This window comes from Bacillus sp. LL01, from assembly GCF_001037965.1.
Genome location: NZ_LFEL01000002.1, coordinates 272,210 through 291,466, shown reverse-complemented (window position 1 = coordinate 291,466; position 19,257 = coordinate 272,210). Strand labels below are relative to the sequence as shown.

The window sequence follows — 19,257 nt, the reverse complement described above, 5'->3', positions numbered from 1 at the left end:
ATGCTAGTACTAACCCGCAAAAAAGACGAAGCCATCAAAATCGGTGACGACATCGAGATCACGGTCCTCAGTATCAACGGCGACCAGGTGAAGCTCGGCATCCAAGCACCAAAGCATATCGAGATACTTAGAAAAGAAATCTACCTTTCCATCCAAGAGGAAAACAACGCAGCATCCCACTCCTCTCTTGACCTTTTGCAGGCTTTAAGCAACCAATTAAAAAAATGATACAATTTGTAAAAAAATTCTCTCTCACCCTATAAACAGTTGTCGAGACAGGTCGATATAAAACATGTAAGCAAATAGAATCAAAAGGCGGCCGACTTTTGACCTATCTGCAAATCTAACTCCGATTACACAAGGACGTGAAATCGGCGACAACTCAAGGAGGAAAATTGTAATGAGAATTAATCACAATATCGCTGCGTTGAACACGCACCGTCAATTAAACAGTGCTACTGCTGGTCAAATGAAATCTATGGAGAAATTGTCTTCTGGTTTACGTATTAACAAAGCTGGGGACGATGCTGCTGGTCTTGCTATCTCTGAGAAAATGAGAGCTCAAGTTCGTGGGTTGGATCAAGCTTCCAGAAATGCCCAGGACTCAATTTCGATGATCCAGACCGCCGAAGGGGCGTTAAATGAAACTCATGACATCCTTCAACGTATGCGTGAATTAGCAGTTCAAGCTGGTAATGATACAAATACTGGATCAGATCGTGGAGAAATTCAAAAAGAGATTAACCAACTTACAAGTGAAATTAACCGTATTGGAAATACAACTGAATTTAATGGTCAGAAATTACTAAACGCTACTGATGGAGTTGTAACTGGTGGAAGTCCAGCTGTACCAGGTGCACCTGCCGTGCCTGCAGCAGCAACTTCAAATCAAACTAACGGAACAAGTGGGGAAGTTACTTTTACAGATGCAACAACGTTTACAGGATCTTCAGCAACATGGACATTAGCAACTGCTGATGGAACAGCCTTTACTTTAGATAAAGGTGATGGAGCGGGAGCAAACCCTGTAACTTTCACTTCAGGTAGCTTAACAGTAGATGGTTTAGAATTAAATCTACCAACCACACCAGCTGCAGGAGATTCATGGGAACTTGATGTAACTGCAGCAACACCTGCTGGAACTGGTACGCCTGCAATTGGTGCAAGTTCTTCATTCTCTACTCAGATTGGTGCGAACGAGAATCAAACAATGACTTTAGAGTTTTCTGATATGAGAGCTGCGGCACTTGGTCTTACAGGTACTGCAAGTTCTACAGGGTTTACTGCTACAGATACTGTAACAGATGGAACAAACAACTCTGCTAACGCAGCAGCACTTGATGTTTCTACAGCTGCTAATGCCGGCAACGCCGTTACAGCAATCAACAATGCAATCGAAGCAGTATCTGCTGAACGTTCTAAGCTTGGTGCAAACCAAAACCGTTTAGAGCACACAATTAACAACCTTAATACATCTTCTGAAAACCTAACAGCTGCGGAATCTCGTATCCGTGACGTTGACATGGCGAAAGAAATGATGGAACAAACAAAGAATTCTATTCTTGCGCAAGCTTCACAAGCAATGTTGGCTCAAGCTAACCAACAACCACAAGGAGTTTTACAACTTCTTCGTTAATAATAATTATAATGGAGACCTTAGAATTACTAGGGTCTCTTATTTTATTTTAATCCCCATTACGCTTCTACTATTATTTCTTACTCTAACCTCTTTATATCCTTTTTTACTTACCGATAATACTAATAGAGTATTTATTTCACGGAGGGGACCCGTATGCACATTTCGCCAATGGCCAGCACCTTTGATCCCACAACACGAGTAAAGACGAATCAAGGAACAGTTTCAACTAAAGTAGATGTATCAATCCAGGAAACAAAGCAAGCTCATCCTGAACAGAGCAGAAGACAGATGGAAACGATCGTGGATGGAATGAATGATTTTATGAAGCCTATGAATGTGTCTGTTCGTTTTGAGTTGCATGATGAGTTGAATGAGTATTATGTGACGGTGGTGGATATTGCCACTGATGAGGTTATACGGGAGATTCCTTCAAAGAAGTTTTTAGATATGTATGCAGCAATGACCGAGTATATGGGGTTGTTTGTAGATAAAAAGATTTAGGTGGTGAAGGATATGCGTTTGACTGGTTTTCAGAGCGGGCTTGATATTAATCAGATGGTAGCTGATCTAATGAAAGCTCAGCGTATGCCAATGAACAAATTGACACAGCAGAAGCAGTTGTTGGAGTGGAAGCGGGACGAGTATCGAGAGGTTAATAGATTGCTTAATGAGTTTAGCAATTTATCTTTTGATATGACCTTGCAGCGGACATATTCTCAGAAACAGGTTACTTCAACAAATGACAAGGTTTCGGCTTCCGCCACTTCATCAGCGGCGAATGTTTCTTATACGATTTCTGATGTTCAGGTTGCAACAGTTGCCACCAATGCTTCCACCTCTTCTATGATGGATGGAACGAAAAAGCTCGATACATCGAAAAGCTTATGGGAGCAGCGTGGGAATATTGCGAATTATAATGCTTTATCACCAATAGTTCCCTCCACTACATTAACTGAAGCGACAGACAGGATACAGGCTGGCACTGGTATTGACTCGAAGGATATGTCGTTGGTGAAGGTGAAAACTGGGGATGGGGAACTTCTTACCTATACACTGGTAAATAGTCAGGAGCAGTTTGAAGAAGGAAAAAATCAAGCCTATTATGATGAAACGTCCGGTGAGATTATTTTTAATAACACTTTAGACGTTGGGGCAGAAGTGGAAGTGCCTGCTAACTATCGTTTTTCCATTACGACTTATAATCAAGCAGGAGTAGCGGTGGAAAATGAATTTAATTTTCATGCGGACACAACCATGGATGAGATGGTTTCCCAAATTAACGCTTCCCCTCTTGGGCTAACTGCTTTTTATGATGAACACAACGGTGGATTGGTCTTCAGTAAGAGAGAAGCTGGTGACTTCAATAGCGCGGGTAAGGAAATAGAATTTCAAGGGGCATTTTTGACTGGTGTCATGAACCTTGACCAAAGCCAAGAGAAAGGTGGTACCGCTGCAACAGTTACCATCAATGGTGTCACAACACAGCGTAACTCCAATATCTTTAACATCAATGGGGTTACATTCAACCTTAAAGAAAACATGGCTCCTGGTGAATCGGCTGCAATTAACGTTGCCAATGACACGGATCAAACGTTCAATGCGGTGAAGGATTACCTAACAAAATACAACGAATTAATTGAAAAAATTAACGCCAAGGTCGGAGAACCTCTTTACCGTGAGTATAAGCCACTTTCTGATGATGAACGGGAACCCCTATCTGAAAAGCAAATCGAGCAATGGGAAGAAAAGGCGAAAAGTGGATTGTTGAGGAATGATTCTATTCTTACAAATGGCCTAGGGAAAATGCGCTCATCCCTATATGAATCAATTCCGGGTCTATCTGGTGCATTTAGTCAACTCGGGCAGATTGGTATCACGTCAAGCACAAACTATCGGGACAAGGGCAAGCTTGTCATTGATGATGATAAACTACGCGCTGCCATTGCTGAGGACCCGAATTCTGTGATGCAACTTTTCACAGCCAACGGAAATGATGGTTCCGGTCTTGGAATTGCAAGAAAGCTTCGGGATACAGCACGCTCCACAATCAGCAGTATAGAAGCCCGTGCCGGAAACGCAGCTCGAACTGCTCAGCAGTTCACCATCGGCCGTGAACTTCTAAACGTCGACCAACGCATCTCCGCGTTCGAACGCCGGATGCAAACAGTGGAAGACCGCTACTGGCGCCAGTTTACCGCGATGGAAAAAGCTATCGGGCAGGCGAATAACCAATCTACACAACTGATGAGTCAATTTTTTAATGGCTGATAACAAGGAGTGAATATATATGGCAATGAAGAACCCCTACCAAGCCTACCAGCAGAATTCTGTTAACACCGCTACCCCTGGTGAGTTGACGTTAATGCTTTACAACGGAGCTATCAAATTTATGAAGCTTGCCAAAAAGGGAATGGAAGATAAGAATATCGAAATGAAAAACACGAACCTGATCAAGGCGCAGAAAATCATTCAGGAACTGATGGTAACTCTGGATACAAGCCAAGAGATAGGAAAATCCATGATGACTATGTATGATTATATGAATCGCCGCCTTATTGATGCGAACTTGAAGAACGACCCTGCCATCGTGGAGGAAGTGGAAGGACACATGTTAGATTTCCGTGATGCCTGGAAACAGGTCATCCAATCAAGCCGACAGCAGGCGTTTGCCAAGAGTGGACAGGCATAATGAACGTCATCGAGAACCTTGACAAAGTGACCACGCATCTTTTGACATTGCTGGAAGGGCCTTTGCCGACCGAGGAGGAGCGCGATTCCTTTTTGGAGCAAATCGATAAGGCTTTGGAGATAAGGGATTCCTTACTACAACGCCTATCACCACCTTTTTCAGAAGAGGAGATGGCACTCGGCAAAAAAGTGGCAACTACAAGCCAACAAATAACGCCGAAGCTTGAGACATTCCACAAGCAGTTGAAGCAGGAGTGGGCGCAGATCCAACAGTCCAAAAAGACGGCTAAGGCATATGGTCAGGCCTACACTTCCCCGACTGCGGATGGCATGTATTATGACAAAAGAAATTAGGAGTACAGTATGTCAGCATTAACAGAAGGCGAATTTTACTTGTTACGGAAATACAATGCCCTCCTTGAAACGGTGGAGGAGGCCTTTGAGTATTTGAGCGATGAAAATCGTCCCGCATCCTCTACTCTATCGCGCCAGCTCGTGCTAGACAGCTACGAGGCGATCGGGAAGATTGCGGAAGCCCACGTGAATCTAGTCATTCTTTTTGAAAAGAACGAAGAAGCTTTGCAGGTTATTGCCAACTTTGGCGGCCTCGTCGATGAACTCGAGCAAATCGGTCATTTCGAACAAAACTCAGTCCCAGAGAAAGAAGCATTAGAAACATATATCAGACCTGCTTACGAAAACTGGAAAAACAACATCCAAAAGCACGTCCTGCCCCATATCGCCCACTAACTCTCCGTTCATCTTGGAGGGTTTTCTTTTTCTCTTTATTAAAAGCTATAGGTGATTTATCATAGAGATCCCCCCTGTTGACTGAAGTGCAAGACGTGAGACTCCGGAGGGAGATAGCAGTAACTTGAGACCCCGCAACGAAGTGAGGAGGCTCAAGCACCGCCCCTCGGAAAGCGAACGTCTGGAACGAAAGGAAACTGGGACTTGAATGGAGATCTAAATTTCACGAAAGTTTTCCCGTCCCCCCGCATATACTTGTTTCACCCCACCCGAACAGGCATGACGCAGACATTCACAAATTCTTCACAAATCTTTTACGTTTACGCAGGAATTCTGTAGGGTATTGTAGAAATATGTTTACATAAGCTTAACCCAAGCTTAACCTTCCATTTTTTCCGGAAGGACCATGTAGACAGATTGTTTGGATCCTATAAAAATCCAAACAGGAACAAAAGGAGGAGTTCATTTTATGAAGTACAACGTACGCGGTGAAAACATTGAGGTAACTCCAGCAATCCGAGAATATGTAGAAACTAAGATCGGAAAGATTAATCGCTATTTTGATTCCACAGACAATGCAGAAAGCAAAGTGAATCTGAAAGTCTACAACAACCAACAGAAAATTGAAGTGACCATTCCTATGACAGGCCTAGTGTTACGTGCAGAAGAAAGTCACGATGATCTCTATGCAGCGATAGACCTTGTCGTAGATAAACTAGAGCGACAAATAAGAAAACATAAAACGAAGGTCAACCGTAAGCTTCGCGATACTGGTTCACCTAAATACTTATTCAACGAAGTGATTGATAACGGAGTACCAGCACACATTGCGGTAGAGGATGAAGAGGACGACGCGGACTTGGTTCGTACAAAGCGTTACAACCTCAAGCCAATGGACAGCGAGGAAGCGATCCTGCAGATGAACCTGCTTGGCCATAACTTCTTCGTATTCCTGAACGCGGCAACGAATGAAACAAATGTTGTCTATAAACGTAACGACGGGAAATACGGTTTAATTGAATCTTATTAATAATCAAGGGACCCTGGCGACAGGGTCTTTTTCAAATTCGTCGACCTTTTCCGCTAGCATCATTTCTCGGGAAATGTAAAATCATCAGTTATTCTGTCATTTCCTGATTATTTTCAGAAAAGACTGTCTGCAAATCCCCCTTTAAGTTGTACCAACCCCCAATAAGTGTTAAAATTTATATATTATTTAGGCTATAAGACTATAGTTACAGAGGAGCGTTTCTATGCTTGGTTTATTGAATAAAGTGTTTGATATGAATAAGCGTCAATTAAAGCGTTTGGAGAAGATGGCGGATCAGATAGATTCACTTAGTGGAGATGTGGCAAGGCTGACGGATGATCAGCTACGTGAGAAAACGGTTGAATTCCAAGGCCGTTATCAGAAGGGTGAAAAATTGGAGGATATGATGATGGAAGCATTTGCGGTCGTTCGCGAAGCTTCCAAGCGTGTACTCAGACTTTATCCTTATAAAGTGCAGCTAATGGGTGGTGTTTCCTTACACGAAGGGAACATTTCCGAGATGAAAACTGGTGAAGGTAAAACATTGACGGCAACAATGCCTGTTTACCTTAATGCTATCACTGGCAAAGGCGTACACGTTGTAACTGTCAATGAATACTTGGCAAGCCGTGACGCGACGGAAATGGGTCAGCTCTATGAGTTCCTTGGCCTTACTGTCGGTTTAAATCTAAACGGGCTGTCCCGTGATGAAAAAATTGAAGCGTATAAAGCGGACATTACTTATGGTACGAACAATGAATTCGGGTTCGATTATCTGCGTGATAACATGGTGCTCTACAAAGAGCAGATGGTGCAGCGTCCACTTCACTATGCTGTAATCGATGAGGTCGACTCCATTCTGATTGATGAAGCCCGTACACCATTGATTATTTCCGGTAGTGCCCAGAAGTCAGCAGCCTTGTACATCCAGGCGAATGCGTTCGCCCGTACATTGGTGAAAGATGTGGACTACACGTATGATGTGAAAACGAAAGGTGTGCAATTGACTGAGGACGGAATCACGAAGTCCGAGAAGGCTTTCGGAATCGAAAACCTGTTTGATATCGGCAATGTTACCTTGAATCACCACATCAACCAGGCGTTAAAAGCGCATGTGACGATGCATCATGATGTGGATTATGTTGTGCAGGAGGGCGAAGTTGTCATCGTTGACCAATTTACTGGTCGCCTGATGAAGGGCCGCCGCTATTCCGATGGACTTCACCAAGCCATTGAGGCAAAAGAGGGCTTGGATATTCAGAACGAAAGCATGACGCTTGCTACGGTAACATTCCAGAACTACTTCCGTATGTACGAAAAGCTTGCCGGGATGACCGGTACGGCGAAAACAGAGGAAGAGGAGTTCCGTAACATCTATAATATGAACGTTATTGCGATCCCGACAAATCAGGACATCGTGCGTGATGACCGTGCCGATCTTATTTTCAAAACGATCGAAGGCAAGTTCAACGCGGTGGCGGACGATATCGCAGAGCGTAACAAAAATGGACAGCCTGTGCTTGTTGGTACGGTTGCGATTGAAACATCCGAGGTTATCTCCAAACTTCTAACGAAGCGTGGCATTAAGCATGACGTCTTGAATGCGAAAAACCATGCTCGTGAAGCGGATATCATTTTAGGAGCAGGACAAAAGGGCTCCGTTACGATAGCGACAAACATGGCAGGCCGTGGTACAGACATCAAGCTTGGTGAAGGTGTGATAGAGGTCGGCGGTCTTGCTGTCATCGGTACAGAGCGTCATGAATCCCGCCGTATTGATAACCAGCTTCGTGGACGTTCCGGACGTCAGGGAGACCCTGGTGTGACGCAATTCTATCTTTCCATGGAAGATGAATTGATGCGCCGCTTCGGTTCCGATAACATGAAGACAATGATGGAGCGTTTAGGTATGGACGATACCCAACCGATCCAAAGCAAAATGGTTTCCCGTGCTGTAGAATCTGCCCAGAAACGTGTAGAGGGTAACAACTTCGATGCACGTAAGCAACTTTTGCAATATGACGATGTTCTTCGTCAGCAACGTGAGGTCATTTATAAGCAGCGTTTTGAAGTGCTGGATTCCGAGAACCTGCGTGAAGTGGTGGAAAGAATGCTTGTTTCCGCTATCGAGCGTCAAGTCGGTCTTTATACGCCGAAAGAGGAGGTTCCGGAGGATTGGAACCTGCAGGGAATCGTGGACTATGTGGATGCTAACTTGTTGGAAGAGGGAGCTGTAACTCTTAGCGACCTTCGCGGTAAAGAGCCTGAGGAAATGTCCGAGCTTATCGTGGAGAAAGTGAAAGCTCGCTATGATGAGAAGGAGCTTGAGCTTTCCGCCGAGCAGATGCGTGAGTTTGAAAAGGTTGTCGTGCTGCGTGCGGTAGACAGCAAGTGGATGGATCACATCGACGCGATGGACCAGCTTCGCCAAGGTATCCACCTTCGTGCATACGGTCAGATTGACCCGCTTCGTGAATACCAATTCGAAGGCTTTGCAATGTTTGAGACCATGATCGCCGCCATCGAGGAAGATGTAGCGAAATACGTCATGAAGGCCCAGATTCGCAGCAACCTTCAACGTGAAGAGGTTGCAAAAGGACAGGCGGTCGTTCCAAAAGAGAGCGGCGGAGAGCCTCCAAAGAAAAAACCTGTGAAAAAAGTAATGGACGTCGGCCGCAATGATGCTTGCATCTGCGGTAGCGGGAAAAAATATAAAAACTGCTGCGGGAAGTAAGGGCGGTTTGAGAGGTGGAAGTGGGGTCTGATCAGGCTCCACTTTTTACTTGTATGGAAGGGTACTTGACCTTTTGTGGAATAGCAATTTTAAAACAAACGTTTGAATAAGGCGAAGTGGAAAAGTAGGATTCCCAATGGATACAGCCGTTCAGTTTTGGATTAACTTTTGAGAATGCTATCGTAGGTAAGTGGTGGATTTTCAGTGTTTTAGGGGGCTTTTTCTTTGTTGAGATAGCAATTTTTAAACAAACGATTGATTAATCACAAATGGAAAATCAGTTCTCCCATGGGTTGCAGCGTTTCCATTTAGGATTAACTTTTCAAAAAGCTTTTTCAGGAAAGGTTTATTGCTGCCATTAAGGTATTTCTTCTTTACATTCGCTGATAGAGGGCTCAGGTACTTTTTTATTTTGATGAAATACGATATTATAGACTATTAGTTGCCCTGTTAGTTTGACGGGGGTTTAAAATCGGTTAGGGAAAATTTTATGAGGTGAAATAAATGGAATTAGTAGAGATTCGTCACGAGTTGGAAAAAATGGCTAAGCGATTAGTCGAGTTTAGGGGGTCTCTTTGACTTAGAGGCCAAAGAACGCCGTATTGCCGAGCTTGATAATGAAATGTCCAATCCGGAATTCTGGAACAACCAGAATGCTGCACAGGTGGTCATTAATGAAGCGAATGCGTTGAAAGAACCTGTTGGACAGTTTCATGAGTTGAGTGAGAACTATGAAAACCTGCAGTTGACGTATGAATTGGTAAAAGAGGAGCCGGATGCTGAGCTGCAGGCAGAGCTTGGCAGTGAAGTGAAAACGGTAGCCGAAGATTTCAACAAGTTTGAGCTTCAGCTATTGTTGAGCGGTGAGCATGATAAAAACAACGCTATTCTTGAGTTACATCCAGGTGCTGGCGGTACCGAGTCCCAAGACTGGGGTTCTCTGTTGCTACGTATGTACACGCGCTGGGCGGAACGCAAAGGTTTCAAGGTCGAGACGCTTGATTATCTGCCAGGAGACGAAGCGGGAATTAAGAGCGTCACGTTGCTGATCAAAGGTCACAATGCATATGGTTATTTGAAAGCGGAAAAAGGGGTGCACCGTCTTGTCCGTATTTCCCCGTTCGATTCTTCGGGTCGCCGCCACACGAGTTTCGTGTCTTGTGAGGTCATGCCGGAGTTTGATGATAGCATTGAGATCGACATCCGTACGGAAGACTTGAAGGTTGATACGTACCGTGCGAGTGGAGCGGGTGGACAGCATATCAATACGACCGATTCAGCGGTTCGTATTACGCATATCCCGACGAATGTGGTCGTAACATGTCAGACGGAACGTTCACAGATCAAGAACCGTGAGCGCGCAATGAAAATGTTGCAGGCAAAGCTTTATCAGAAGAAGTTGGATGAGCAGCAGGCGGAGCTGGACGAAATCCGCGGCGAGCAGAAGGACATCGGCTGGGGCTCCCAGATCCGTTCCTATGTGTTCCATCCATACTCGATGGTAAAGGATCACCGTACGAATACGGAGGTTGGAAATACGCAAGCGGTGATGGACGGGGATTTGGATCCTTTTATTGATGCTTATTTGAGATCGAAATTGTAAGAGATGATTTTTGGTACCTCTGGCCTTGGATGGCTGGGGGTGTTTTTTACGTGTTTATATCTTAAAGAGATTGGTGGTGGCGGTATAGTGTGATTCCTGAAGGACAATCTAAATATGAATATGTTTCCGTTAACGCTTTACCACGTTATACCAATGCCGTTTACACCCTTATCATCGCGTGCTATACTCTTGCTCGTTGTGTTTAATTTACAAAGATTTTGGAGGGCATAAAGTTGAGTCGTAAAAATAGAAATGGGTATCAAGTGAATCCCGTGTATCAGCGGGTGAAGGAATATACATATGTGGTGTTGGGGTCGGCGATTGTGGCGTTGGCGTTCAACTTGTTCTTGCTTCCGAATCAGGTGGCGTCAGGTGGAGTAAGTGGAATCAGTACCATACTAAATTCACTGCTTGATTGGGAGCCGGGGATTGTGCAGCTTTGTTTTAACATTCCGCTATTTTTGGCGGGAGTTTTCCTCTTAGGAAAGCAGTTCGGTCTGAAGACACTAGTGGGAACCATAACATTGCCGTTAATTGTACTCTGGACGAGCGATGTCGCGCCTGCAACAGATAATGCGTTGCTAGGATCATTGTTCGGAGGTATTGGTGTAGGACTTGGTTTGGGGCTTGTGTTCCGCGGTCGGGCATCCACTGGCGGAACGGATCTGGCTGCTCAGATCATTCATAAATATACTGGGTTGACGCTTGGAGCTTGTGTAGCAATGATTGACGGTCTTATCGTTATTTCTGCAGCGGTGGTTTTTGACCTGGAGCTTGGAATGTACGCTCTTATCGCTCTTTTTGTCACCAGTAAGACTATTGATTTTGTGCAGGTGGGGCTTGGCTACTCCAAGATGGCTATCATCATTACCAAGAAGGAAGACGAGGTTAAGGAGGCCATCCTCACGAAAATCGACCGTGGAGTGACAAAACTTGCTGCTTATGGCGGTTATACGGAAAGTGAGCTGCCGGTGCTGATGTGTGTGGTCGATCAGACCGAATTCACAAAATTGAAACAAGTGGTGCGGACCATTGATCCTTCTGCCTTTGTGGTAGTAACCAACGCATCCGAGGTGTTAGGTGAGGGTTTTAAAAGAGAGTAAATAGGATATAATAAAAGCGATCTTGGTAATTATTACAATACGAAATTGGGGGACCTACCTATGAAAAAGTACTTTATGGCATTTGTTTTAGGTTCATCACTTCTAACGCTTGCAGCTTGTGGTGGCGGCGGTGAAGAAGAGCAGGAAACATCTGGTGGTGGAGAATTCACCATGGTGGAAAATGAAGAGGCGCAACAATCCTACCAGAGCTGTATCGGCTGTCACGGAAAAAACATGGAAGGCGCGAGCGGCCCTAACCTGCAAAAAGTGGGAAGCAAATATAGTCAGGATGAAATTGAAAGTATTATTAACAATGGTAAAGGCAGTATGCCAGCAGGACTTGTTCCTGAAGAGGAAGCTACAGTTTTAGCAGAATGGTTGGCGCAACATAAATAAGTGTTACAGGAACTCTCTGAAAAGGAGAGTTCTTTTTTATGTATTTTTGTTCCTAATAAAGAAATAATTCGTTCTTAATATTGAAATTTAAAGAACTACAATCTATAATAAATAGTGTGTAGTGTGTGAATGGACAAGTTGCAGGGAGGGCGATACATAAAATTAACTGAAATTTCTTAAAATAAAACCAAGGGGAGAGATTTTATTTTGATAAGAAAATGGCGTTCGTTATGTATGGTATTCGCAGCAATAATATTGATACTGAGTACGTTTTCTTTTAGTGCACAAGCGACAGGAAATCAGTCTTCTAATGAAGTACAGCAATTCGCTAAATATTTTGGGGATATTCAAGAAATTAAATCGAGTAAGGTTACAACAGTCATTGTAGAGCTTGAAGAGCCTTCCATGATTGAAGCAAAGGAAAATGGAAAAAAGCAAACGAAAAATAAATTAAAGAAAGCCAGAAATGCCGTGAAAGCAGAGGTAGGGAAAAAAGCAAAATCAAGCAAGGTTAATCAAGAATATGATCATGTTTTCTCTGGCTTCTCCTTAGATGTTAAAGGTTCAGAGATTCCTAATATCTTGACGATCCCTGGAGTGAAAGCAGTATATCCAAATGTGGAATACACCGCAACAACTTTAGAAGAGATCGTCATTGAAAAAGATGCTTATACTCCTGACATGATGCATTCTGCACCGTTCATTGGTTCAGATGTAGCTTGGGATATGGGCTATACTGGTGAGGGTGTGACAGTGGCAGTCATTGATACTGGTGTTGACTACACTCACCCAGATCTTGCTCATGCATTTGGGGACTATAAAGGTTGGGATTTTGTCGATAACGATAATGATCCACAAGAAACTCCTGCTGGTGACCCGCGTGGTGAGTCCACGGCCCATGGTACACACGTAGCCGGTACAGTTGCAGCGAACGGTTTAATTAAGGGTGTTGCACCTGATGCGACATTGCTTGCTTATCGTGTATTAGGCCCTGGTGGAAGTGGTTCTACAGAGAATGTAGTTGCTGCAATAGAGCGTGCAGTTCTTGACGGAGCAGATGTAATGAACCTTTCATTAGGAAACTCTTTAAATAATGCTGACTGGGCAACTTCTATTGCATTGGATCATGCAATGGCAGATGGTGTAGTAGCGGTTACTTCTAACGGAAATGCAGGTCCAAATAACTGGACAGTAGGATCCCCTGGTACTTCTCGAGAAGCCATTTCCGTAGGGGCTAGCATGCTTCCTTACAATGTGTACACAGCGGAAACTACTTCTTCTGACGGTGTTTCCTACAGCTCTTCACAGGTTCAAGGTTTCCCTTCAGATGAAGCTTTATTAGCGTTAAATGGAAATGATTACGAAATAGTTAATGTCGGATTTGGTGCTCCGGCTGATTTTGCAGGAAAAGACTTGACAGGAAAAATTGCATTAATTAGCCGTGGAGCAGGGATTCCTTTCGTTGATAAAGCGACAGAAGCTGCTAAGGCTGGTGCAGAAGGTGCTATTCTCTACAATAACGTTGCAGGAGTGATGCCGCTGATTCCTGGCATGGCTGTTCCGACTATCATGCTTACGCAAGCGGATGGACAAGCGCTTTTGGCAAAAGTTGATAATGTGACTGTGAGCTTTAACATTGAGTTTGAAGGATTAGTAGGGGAAACGATTGCTGACTTCTCCTCACGCGGTCCAGTTGTCGATACTTGGATGATCAAACCTGATGTGTCTGCACCGGGTGTGAATATCACTAGTACCATCCCGACACATAATCCAGAAGACCCGCATGGATATGCAGCTTACCAAGGAACAAGTATGGCATCCCCTCACGTAGCTGGAGCAGCAGCAGTTTTATTGCAAGCTAATCCAGGCTGGGGTGTATATGATGTCAAAGCAGCATTGATGAACACTTCCGAAAAACTTATCGATCCTGCAACAGGTAAAGTGTACCCTCACAATACGCAGGGTGCTGGAAGCATTCGAGTGGTAGATGCATTAGAGGCAAAATCACTAGTTACGCCAGGTACCTATTCTTTCGGTTATTTTGAAAAGAAGGCTGGCCAACAAGTAGAACGCCAACAGTTCTCTATTAAAAATATTACGAAAAAAGCTCAGAAATACTCCGTGAAATTTGAGTTGAATAAAGAGGTATCAAGTGATCTTCGTGTAGTAACCAGTTCTAGTGTGAAAGTAAATCCTGGAGCTACTCAAGCAGTCAATGTTAGTGTAGCCATCAACACTCAAAATATGGCTGCAGGCTACTATGAAGGGAATTTGGTCATCACTTCAGATAGCGGAGAAGTTACAAATGTCCCTACTATCTTGTTTGTAGATGAGCCGGATTATCCTCCTATGACTGATTTGGGAGTTACGGCTTTGGGGAACAATCAATTTGAGGCATATGCTTACCTACCGGGTGGAGCTGACATATTTGCGGTTGAGATTTACGGATCCGATGCTAATGGAACGTTCTATCCTAATCGATATATGGGAGCACCGATCGTTGAGACTAATGTAACGGAAAAAGGTTATATTTACCGAAACTTTGATGGCAACCCCCTTCCAAAGGGATACTATCGTGTAGCAATAATCGCTTTAAAAGGAGATAGAACATCTGCGTATCTAGCCGCAGAGCTAATTGAAATCAAGTAAATAAGCCATTAGAATTAAGCCCACCTAACTCCTAGGAGTTTAGGTGGGTTTTTATATGGAAGAATATTGTAGAAATATAGCGCTAAATAACTGAATTGTCGAAATTGTGTATTTAATAAACTAAAGGATATTGAAAATTAAGATTCTTGAAAATATAATATAGATTGTAAGGATTTTGGACAAACGTAAGTAATTGGTACTTAAGTATATGTCTAGAATTTTTTACATAAGTCGTAAGATACAAAAAAGGGGAGTGGGATGATTTGAAACAGAAGTTAATCGCAGCATTCATGCCTTTGCTGGTTTTGGTACTTGTTTTTAGTACTTTTGCCACAAACGGTGTTTCAGCTAACACAGGAAAAGAAAACCTTGAGTTAGCAACATTACAAGGGGAATTTGATTTATCATCCTCCAAAGCAGTTAAGGTAATTGTCGAATTACAAGAGCAATCTATTGTTGAAGCGAAGCACAATGGGAAGAAGCAGTCCAAGCAGAATCTGAAAAGTGCTCGAGATAAAGTGAAAAAGGAAGTGGCAGAGCGCACTTCCAAAAGTAAAGTGGAGCGTGAATATGACTATGTATTCTCTGGTTTCTCTCTTGAAATTAAAGCAAACGAGATTCCTAGTCTACTAGCAACTCCAGGTATCAAAGCAGTTTATCCAAACGTGGAATATACGACTACTGAGGAGTTGGTACCTGCAGAAGCTTATAGTCCAGCCATGGCTGATTCTGCACCATTCATTGGTTCTAACGATGCTTGGGACCTTGGGTTCACAGGTAAGGGTGTAAAAGTAGCCATCATCGATACTGGTGTGGATTACACGCACCCTGATTTGGCACCAAACTTTGGTGAATACTTAGGTTGGGACTTTGTAGATAATGATGCAGATCCTCAAGAAACTCCAAAAGGTGACCCTCGTGGAGCCGAAACAACACACGGTTCACACGTTGCTGGTACAGTTGCAGCAAATGGACAAATTAAAGGGGTAGCTCCTGATGCTACATTACTTGCATACCGGGTACTTGGCCCAGGTGGCAGTGGATCTACTGAAAACGTAGTAGCAGCCATCGAACGTGCTGTTCAAGACGGCGCAGATGTAATGAACCTTTCATTAGGAAATTCTTTGAATGCACCGGACTGGGCAACTTCCATTGCGCTTGATCAAGCGATGGCTGAAGGCGTAGTAGCGGTAACATCAAACGGAAACTCCGGTCCTAATAACTGGACAGTAGGATCTCCGGGAACTTCCCGTGAAGCAATTTCTGTAGGGGCTACTCAGCTTCCTTACAATGTATATAACGCTTCCATTTTTACTAGTGAAGGAGTGGAATATCCTTCAGCGAAAGTGCAAGGTTTCCCTTCTGATGATGCTTTAACAAATTTAGACGGAAATGAATATGAGTTTGTTTATGTTGGATTGGGTTACCCTCAGGACTTCGAAGGAAAAGATCTAGAAGGTAAAATTGCATTGATTATTCGTGGAGAAATTCCATTTGTGGACAAAGCGACTGCGGCGAAAAATGCTGGTGCAGTAGGTGCTATTATCTACAACAATGTTGCGGGTGAAATGCCGGAAGTTCCAGGGATGGACGTTCCGACAATCATGTTGACCAATGCAGATGGACTGAAATTGCAAGAAGAATTGGCTTCAGGTAATAACACGGTAAGTTTTAATATAGACTTCAATCAAACGGTCGGCGAAACAATGGCAGGCTTCTCTTCCCGAGGTCCCGTAGTGGACACTTGGATGATCAAGCCGGACGTTTCAGCTCCTGGTGTAAACATTGTAAGTACAGTACCAACTTTCAACCCTGATGCGCCACACGGTTACGGTGCAAAACAAGGTACAAGTATGGCAGCTCCACACGTTGCTGGCGCTGCAGCGGTAATCCTCCAAGCTAACCCGGATTGGGACGTGTACGAAGTCAAATCCGCTTTAATGAATACAGCTGAAAAAATTATTGACCCAGCAACAGGTGAAGAATATGCACACAACTCCCAAGGTGCAGGAAGCATCCGAGTGGTTGATGCACTTCAAGCTGAAACACTTGTGAATCCTGGAAGCTACTCTTTCGGAATATTCGATAAGAAGAAAGGCAAGCAAGTGGAACGTCAGCAATTTGAAATCCAAAACTTGTCTAACAAAGCGAAAAAATATAACATGGAATTCTCTTTCAAAAATGAAGTAGGGAAGCATGTGAAGGTAACAACAAGTAAGAACCTCCGCGTAAATCCTGGTAAAACTCAAAAAGTGAATGTGAACGTACAAGTAGACGCATCCAAGCTTGAGCCAGGGTATTATGAAGGTCATTTAGTGGTTACAGAAGGTGACACAGAAATCCAAGTTCCTACTATTCTATTTGTAGGCGAGCCGGATTACCCTAGAGTTACTCACTTTGGTTTCACTCCACTGGGGGCCAACAATTTTGAATTTTACTCCTATCTTCCTGGTGGAGCGGAAGAATTGGAAGTTTGGGTTTATACTGCAACTGCTGCTGGAGGTCTAGGGACTTATGTGGGAGATGCGCTATATGACGCAGATCTTGGCAAAGGCTACAACTACCACGACTGGAACGGTAGTCTGGTAGATGGAAGTCATCTGCCAGCAGGAGACTACCGCATCGCAGTTTATGCGAAGAAAGGTAACCTTGACAGAGCAATCCTAGCTACAGATGTATTAAAAATTAACTAGTGTAACTTTATTAATTTCTATAAAACTTTCAAAACACCTTCGGGGGTCTGACCCCCGAAGGTGTTTTTTTTCTCTCCAAACCGACAATATATTTCGACATGTTTCAATATGCAGGAAATATATCCCTCCATTACCAACCTTCGCATGCAATTGAAAAGAAACTGTAATAATAAAAACTCTTATTTTGTCGAAATAGATGCTATAATAATAAAGTGATTTATGCGGAAATTTTAGATAAATATACATATTGCCTCTTGCAAGCAAGTGATTTATCCGTTACCGCGCATGTTAATATGAATACTCTCCTTCCTGTTTGTCGAAAAACCTAGGATTGCAATGAGATTCAAATCTTTGACCCAAATAGGTGATAAAATGATTGAAATGCAAGACGTCTATAAAAAATACCCAAACGGCGTACAGGCTGTGGACGGTATCAATATAAACATAAAAGCAGGCGAGTTTGTCTATGTAGTAGGACCTAGTGGTGCCGGTAAATCTACGTTCATCAAAATGATGTACCGTGAGGAAAAACCCACAAGCGGGAGTATTGTCATAGACGGAATAAACCTCTCTAAGCTGAAGGAAAACAAAGTACCGATGCTCCGAAGAAACATCGGAGTGGTATTCCAAGATTTCAAACTCCTGTCTCAGTTGACGGTTTATGAAAATGTAGCCTTTGCCCTTGAAGTTATTGAAGAAAGTCCTAAAGTGATAAAAAAACGTGTTATGGAAGTGCTTGATCTTGTAAAACTGAAGCATAAGGCGCGTCATCTCCCAAATGAGCTTTCCGGGGGAGAGCAACAACGTATTTCCATTGCCCGCTCGATTGTTAACAAACCGAAAGTGATGATTGCCGATGAGCCGACGGGTAACCTTGACCCTGATACATCTTGGGAAATCATGAACATTTTTGAAGAGATAAATGAAAAAGGTACAACGATAGTAATGGCCACGCATAACCGCGAGATTGTAAACACCATAAAAAAACGTGTAATTGCAATTGAAAATGGAAAGATCGCGCGTGACCAAGCAGAGGGGGACTACGGTTATGAAGCCTAGAACTCTGCTGCGACACTTTAAGGAAAGTTTCAAAAGCTTGGCACGTAACGGCTGGATGACCTTTGCATCAGTCAGTGCCGTAACGGTCACCCTCCTTTTAGTAGGGGTGTTTCTCGTACTAATGATGAACTTGAACAATGTTGCAACTGAAATTGAAAATGATGTCGAAATTCGAGTTCATGTTGATTTGACAGCAAATGAGGAACAACAGGAAGTATTGAGAGAACAGATACAGAACATATCGGAAGTGGAAACAGTCGACTATTCCTCAAAAGAAGATGAATTAAAAGGTTTAGTGGACAGCTTTGGAGAAGAAGGCGGAGCATTTGAGCTTTTTGAACAAAACAACCCGTTATATGATGTGTTTATCGTAAAGGCAGCGACACCTACTGACACGATTGCAGCAGCCGATAAAATTGACGAGCTGGAATTTACACATAAGGTCATCTATGGTGCAGAAACGGTGGAAAGATTGTTCAAAGTGTTTGAGATTGCTAGAAACGTCGGACTGGCCCTCATTTTGGGATTGGTCTTCACGGCAATGTTCTTAATTTCAAACACCATCAAAATCACCATTTTCGCCAGAAGAAAAGAAATCGAGATCATGAAATTGGTTGGAGCAACAAACGGGTTCATCCGTTGGCCATTTTTCTTAGAAGGATTGTGGTTGGGAATCCTCGGTTCATTTGTACCGATCGGGATTATTCTTACATCCTACTATTATTTGATAGATCTAGTGCAACCTCGAATTCAAGGCACATTTATACAATTACTTCCTTTCTACCCATTTGCCTTCCAGGTCATCGCTATTTTGGTGGCAATCGGAGCGTTTATCGGTATGTGGGGAAGCATGATGTCCGTCCGCAAGTTCCTAAGAGTTTAATAGAGTTCTATGGTAGAAATACCCGCTTTT

At 43.4% G+C, this 19,257-nt stretch carries 16 protein-coding genes; all 16 read left to right on the top strand.

Features of this window, described 5'->3' with window-relative positions:
• The 16 genes from csrA (at position 1) to ftsX (ending at position 19,227) form a co-directional block, all read left to right on the top strand.
• Complete coding sequence (csrA, locus tag AB685_RS07930; protein WP_047970054.1) at positions 1-228, top strand: carbon storage regulator CsrA; 228 nt, start codon at positions 1-3, stop codon at positions 226-228.
• Positions 229-400: 172 nt separating this feature from the next.
• Positions 401-1,636, top strand: coding sequence for a flagellin (locus AB685_RS07925; protein WP_047970053.1), 1,236 nt, complete (start codon positions 401-403; stop codon positions 1,634-1,636).
• Between the two features lie 156 nt (positions 1,637-1,792).
• Positions 1,793-2,140 (top strand): flagellar protein FlaG, encoded by a 348-nt coding sequence (gene flaG, locus AB685_RS07920; RefSeq protein ID WP_047970052.1) that lies wholly within the window; start codon positions 1,793-1,795, stop codon positions 2,138-2,140.
• A gap of 12 nt (positions 2,141-2,152) precedes the next feature.
• On the top strand, positions 2,153-3,907 hold the full coding sequence (locus AB685_RS07915; protein ID WP_047970051.1) for a flagellar hook-associated protein 2: 1,755 nt from the start codon (positions 2,153-2,155) through the stop codon (positions 3,905-3,907).
• Positions 3,908-3,926: 19 nt separating this feature from the next.
• Complete coding sequence (gene fliS / locus AB685_RS07910) at positions 3,927-4,328, top strand: flagellar export chaperone FliS (RefSeq protein WP_047970050.1); 402 nt, start codon at positions 3,927-3,929, stop codon at positions 4,326-4,328.
• The gene (locus tag AB685_RS07905; RefSeq protein WP_047970049.1) at positions 4,328-4,681 is read left to right on the top strand and encodes a flagellar protein FliT; all 354 of its coding nucleotides are present in this window, start codon (positions 4,328-4,330) and stop codon (positions 4,679-4,681) included. Before fliS ends, AB685_RS07905 begins: the two co-directional genes overlap by 1 nt.
• A 9-nt stretch (positions 4,682-4,690) precedes the next feature.
• Positions 4,691-5,077 (top strand): hypothetical protein, encoded by a 387-nt coding sequence (locus AB685_RS07900; protein WP_047970048.1) that lies wholly within the window; start codon positions 4,691-4,693, stop codon positions 5,075-5,077.
• A gap of 469 nt (positions 5,078-5,546) precedes the next feature.
• Complete coding sequence (raiA, locus tag AB685_RS07895) at positions 5,547-6,107, top strand: ribosome-associated translation inhibitor RaiA (protein ID WP_047970047.1); 561 nt, start codon at positions 5,547-5,549, stop codon at positions 6,105-6,107.
• Between the two features lie 223 nt (positions 6,108-6,330).
• Positions 6,331-8,841 (top strand): preprotein translocase subunit SecA, encoded by a 2,511-nt coding sequence (secA, locus tag AB685_RS07890; RefSeq protein ID WP_047970046.1) that lies wholly within the window; start codon positions 6,331-6,333, stop codon positions 8,839-8,841.
• 504 nt (positions 8,842-9,345) lie between these two features.
• Positions 9,346-10,444 (top strand): peptide chain release factor 2 gene (prfB, locus tag AB685_RS07885; protein ID WP_241773262.1). Its coding sequence is split into 2 segments (ribosomal slippage): positions 9,346-9,408 and positions 9,410-10,444, totalling 1,098 coding nucleotides; the frame shifts between segments, so codons are not numbered across the junction.
• A gap of 233 nt (positions 10,445-10,677) precedes the next feature.
• Positions 10,678-11,547, top strand: a complete 870-nt coding sequence (locus AB685_RS07880) for a YitT family protein (RefSeq protein ID WP_047970044.1) — start codon at positions 10,678-10,680, stop codon at positions 11,545-11,547.
• 60 nt (positions 11,548-11,607) lie between these two features.
• Positions 11,608-11,943, top strand: a complete 336-nt coding sequence (cccB, locus tag AB685_RS07875; protein ID WP_047970043.1) for a cytochrome c551 — start codon at positions 11,608-11,610, stop codon at positions 11,941-11,943.
• Between the two features lie 207 nt (positions 11,944-12,150).
• Positions 12,151-14,592: a S8 family serine peptidase gene (locus AB685_RS07870; RefSeq protein WP_277814276.1), complete on the top strand. Its 2,442-nt coding sequence runs from the start codon at positions 12,151-12,153 to the stop codon at positions 14,590-14,592.
• A gap of 290 nt (positions 14,593-14,882) precedes the next feature.
• The gene (locus AB685_RS07865; protein WP_128755836.1) at positions 14,883-17,285 is read left to right on the top strand and encodes a S8 family serine peptidase; all 2,403 of its coding nucleotides are present in this window, start codon (positions 14,883-14,885) and stop codon (positions 17,283-17,285) included.
• Positions 17,286-17,657: 372 nt separating this feature from the next.
• Positions 17,658-18,344 carry a cell division ATP-binding protein FtsE gene (ftsE, locus tag AB685_RS07855; protein ID WP_047970040.1) on the top strand — a complete coding sequence of 229 codons (687 nt, stop codon included), beginning with the start codon at positions 17,658-17,660 and terminating at the stop codon, positions 18,342-18,344.
• Positions 18,334-19,227 carry a permease-like cell division protein FtsX gene (ftsX, locus tag AB685_RS07850; protein WP_047970039.1) on the top strand — a complete coding sequence of 298 codons (894 nt, stop codon included), beginning with the start codon at positions 18,334-18,336 and terminating at the stop codon, positions 19,225-19,227. Before ftsE ends, ftsX begins: the two co-directional genes overlap by 11 nt.
• Positions 19,228-19,257 lie beyond the last annotated feature (30 nt).